The organism is Actinomyces sp. MRS3W, from assembly GCF_032465695.1.
Lineage (GTDB): Bacteria > Actinomycetota > Actinomycetes > Actinomycetales > Actinomycetaceae > Actinomyces.
In genome coordinates this window covers 1-3018 of sequence record NZ_JAWDJJ010000054.1, presented here as the reverse complement: position 1 = coordinate 3018, position 3018 = coordinate 1, and the positions used below count along the sequence as shown (strand labels likewise).

3 protein-coding genes are annotated in these 3018 nt (G+C 71.2%); all 3 read right to left on the bottom strand.

Annotated features, from left to right (window positions below):
• The coding region (locus tag RWX45_RS01550) for a DNA glycosylase AlkZ-like family protein (protein ID WP_316022032.1) at positions 1 to 1017 on the bottom strand (1017 nt) is incomplete at its 3' end.
• A 102-nt stretch (positions 1018 to 1119) separates the two neighbouring features.
• On the bottom strand, positions 1120 to 1815 hold the full coding sequence (gene nucS / locus RWX45_RS01545; RefSeq protein WP_316022031.1) for an endonuclease NucS: 696 nt from the start codon (positions 1813 to 1815) through the stop codon (positions 1120 to 1122).
• Between the two features lie 126 nt (positions 1816 to 1941).
• The gene (locus RWX45_RS01540) at positions 1942 to 2787 is read right to left on the bottom strand and encodes an SDR family oxidoreductase (protein WP_316022030.1); all 846 of its coding nucleotides are present in this window, start codon (positions 2785 to 2787) and stop codon (positions 1942 to 1944) included.
• Between the last annotated feature and the right edge of the window lie 231 nt (positions 2788 to 3018).

The following is a 3018-nucleotide window of genomic DNA, read 5'->3' as shown; positions in this document are numbered from 1 at the left end:
CTTGTAGCCCACGTGCAGTTCGTCGAAGGACGGCAGGAACAGGGTCCTCGCGGCGGCGCGCGCATGGGCCTCTAGCAGCTCGGGCAGGTCGGCGCGCAGGTAGAGCACCCGGCCCCGGTTCGCCCGCGTTGGCGGGCCGTCCAGAAGCGTCACCGTGCCGCGCAGCCCGCCCTCGGCCCGGGCCCGTGCCAGTGGCACGCGGGCGGCCGCGGGGTCGACCCGGTAGTCGGCGGCATTAGTGGTCTCGACGGCGTCTTCGAGTGCCCTGGCGCACTCGCTGACCGGCAGGGTGGTCCAGCGGGACAGGTCGGTCGCGTCAATGGGGCCGTGGCTGGTGGCATAGCGGCGGGCGATCTCCGCCAGGGCGGCGCGGTGTCCGCCGGTGCCGTGCGCGCCGCCGTCGCTTCCGCCCGGCCCGGTCTGCGCCCCGGGCAGGTTGCGGGCGTCGACGACGAGGTGCTCGTTGCCATATCTGGGCCCCTGCACGAGAATGCCCTCGCGCTGCAGCCGCACGAGAAGAACCCGCAGGAAAGAAGCCGCATCCGAGTCGGTGGAGGTCATCAGACCCTCCCGCTCCCAGGCCTCCACCAGCGCGGCCCGGCTCCGAGGCCCTCCCGCGGCGATGGCGTCAAGGGCGATGTCGGCTGCGCGGGACAGCACCGCCTCGGTCAGTCCCAGGTACTCCTCGCTGCGACGCGTCCACGCATCCGTGCGGTGCATGAGGGCGACCCGCAGCCAGTGGTGATCGGCGGCGGTGGTGATGTGGACGGTGCCGCGCATGGGCCAGGAACGCACCAGGCGGCCGGCGGCGAAGGCGGCCTCGACGTCGGCGCGCCGGGCACCGTCGGCACGGAGGATGAGGGCGTGCGGAATAGCGGATACCTGCTGTCCCTGCATGGCCAGCTGACGGCGCACCGCCTCGACGACGTCCGGGGCGCTGGTGGCGGGGGCCAGCCCCTGGGCGAGGATGCGCAGGTAGGACATTGCGCGCGGGGCGGTGGAGGGGTCAGAGGGCATGGTCAGATGCTAAGCGGACCGGGGCAGGTGCGGTACAGGCGAGGGGACGGCGCACCCGCCGCGATGCGGGCCGGCCCCGCGCCGACGGGGCGCGAGGGGCTGTCAGAACAGTCGGGAGGAGGGGTCGTCCAGGCCGCGCATGGCGTCGTAGTCGAGCACCACGCAGCGGATGCCGCGGTCCTCGGCAAGCACCCGCGCCTGCGGCTTGATCTGCTGGGCGGCGAAGATGCCGCGCACCGGGGTGAGCAGGGGGTCGCGGTCGAGCATGTCCAGGTAGCGGGTGAGCTGCTCAACGCCGTCGATACCGCCGACGCGTTTGATCTCGACGGCGACCGAGGCACCGTCGGCGTCCTTGGCCATGATGTCGACCGGGCCGATCGGGGTCGGGTACTCGCGGCGCACCAGCCGGTAACCGGGGCCGAGCACCTCGATCTGCTCGGCGAGCAGCTCCTGCAGATGCGCCTCGACCCCGTCCTTGGTCAGCCCGGGATCGACGCCGAGCTCGACGCTCGTGTCCGAGACGATGTCGAACAGACGGATGACCAGGCGGTCGTCGCTCTTGGCGGCGGTCACCTCCCAGCGGGCGGTGACGCCGACCTCGGCGTCCTCCGCGTTAGGGGCGCTCTCCACGAGCCGGGCCGGCGGGCTCATCCAGTTCAGCGGCTTGTAGGAGCCGCCGTCGGAATGAACCAGGACCGAGCCGTCGGCCTTGACCATGATGAGGCGGGTGGCCCGGGGCAGGTGGGCGTCCAGGCGGCCGGAGTAGTCCACGGAGCAGGAGGCAATGACGACGCGCACCGTGGCAGCTTACAGCGCCCAGCCGCCTGCGCGCTTTCCCCGCCCCTCACCGAAACCGGCACTAATAACGTACTGAGACCGACACAAATGACGTACCGAGACCGGCCGACCCGATTCGGAACGCGGTTAGTTCGCCCCGCCCGCGGACAGCGGGCCGTAGTACCAGGAGGCGGTCACCCCGCCGTCGGCCAGCACGTCGGTGCCGTTGATGTAACCGGCCTCGGGCCCCATAAGGAACCCGGCCAGCGCCGCGATCTCGTCGGGTGTGCCCGCGCGTCCGGCCGGGGAAAGCTCGAGCTGCTTGCGGTACCCGGCGCCGCGCGGGCCCTCGAGCTCGTCGCGCGCCAGTGGCGTGATGACGATGCCGGGGCTGATGGCGTTGATGCGGGCGCCGCGCTCACCCCAGGTGACGGCATTCGCCCGCACGCGCAGTCCGTTGGCCCGCTTGGACATCTGGTAGGCGTGCAGAGTGGAGGTGACGGAGCCGTCGGCGAGCAGCGGCAGGCTCAGCAGCTCGTCCACGGGCGTGGTGGCCAGCAGCGCATCCTGCTCGCGGGTGAGCGCGGGCATGCGGTAGCCGGACTGGCTGGAGATAACGACGCCGGAGCCGCCGGCCGCGATGATCTTGCCGAACTCCTCCAGCGCCACGGCGAAGCCGTACAGGTCCACCCGCAGGATGGTGGGGATGTCGGCCTGCGACGGCGAGACTCCGCCGGCGAGGATCACGCGGGTGACCGGCCCGAGCGAGGCGGCGTGCTGCGCCAGGGCACGGATGGAGGCGGGGTCGGCCAGGTCGGTCGTCGTCGCTTCGGCGCTGTAGCCGGCGTCGAGCAGTTGCTCGCGAACCTTCTGCGCGTTCTCGAGCCGCAGGTCGGCGACGACGATGTGACCCCCGTTGGTGACGCGACGGGCGATGGCGGTGCCGATGGCTCCGGCGCCGAGCAGGACGGTAACAGGACGTTGTGTACTCATAGCGTCAATTATCGGTCGACTTCGTCGCACTCGACAGCGTCGAAAGGAGCCCTACTGTCGGGGGTACTCGCACCCCCTCCCTCAGCCTGCGCATGACCGTTCCGATCTCCCGACGACGCCGCCCCATGCATCGTCTCTTCCAACTCGTCGATGCACCGCCAAGCGATCTGACCGGAGCCATCCCGACGCCGTATCATCCCGGCGCGGACTAGCTCAGAACAGGGTGGGCTG

Excerpts from the sequence above, each read along its gene's own strand:
- RWX45_RS01540 (WP_316022030.1), bottom strand. The coding sequence starts at position 2,787 with ATGAGTACACAACGTCCTGTTACCGTCCTGCTCGGCGCCGGAGCCATC.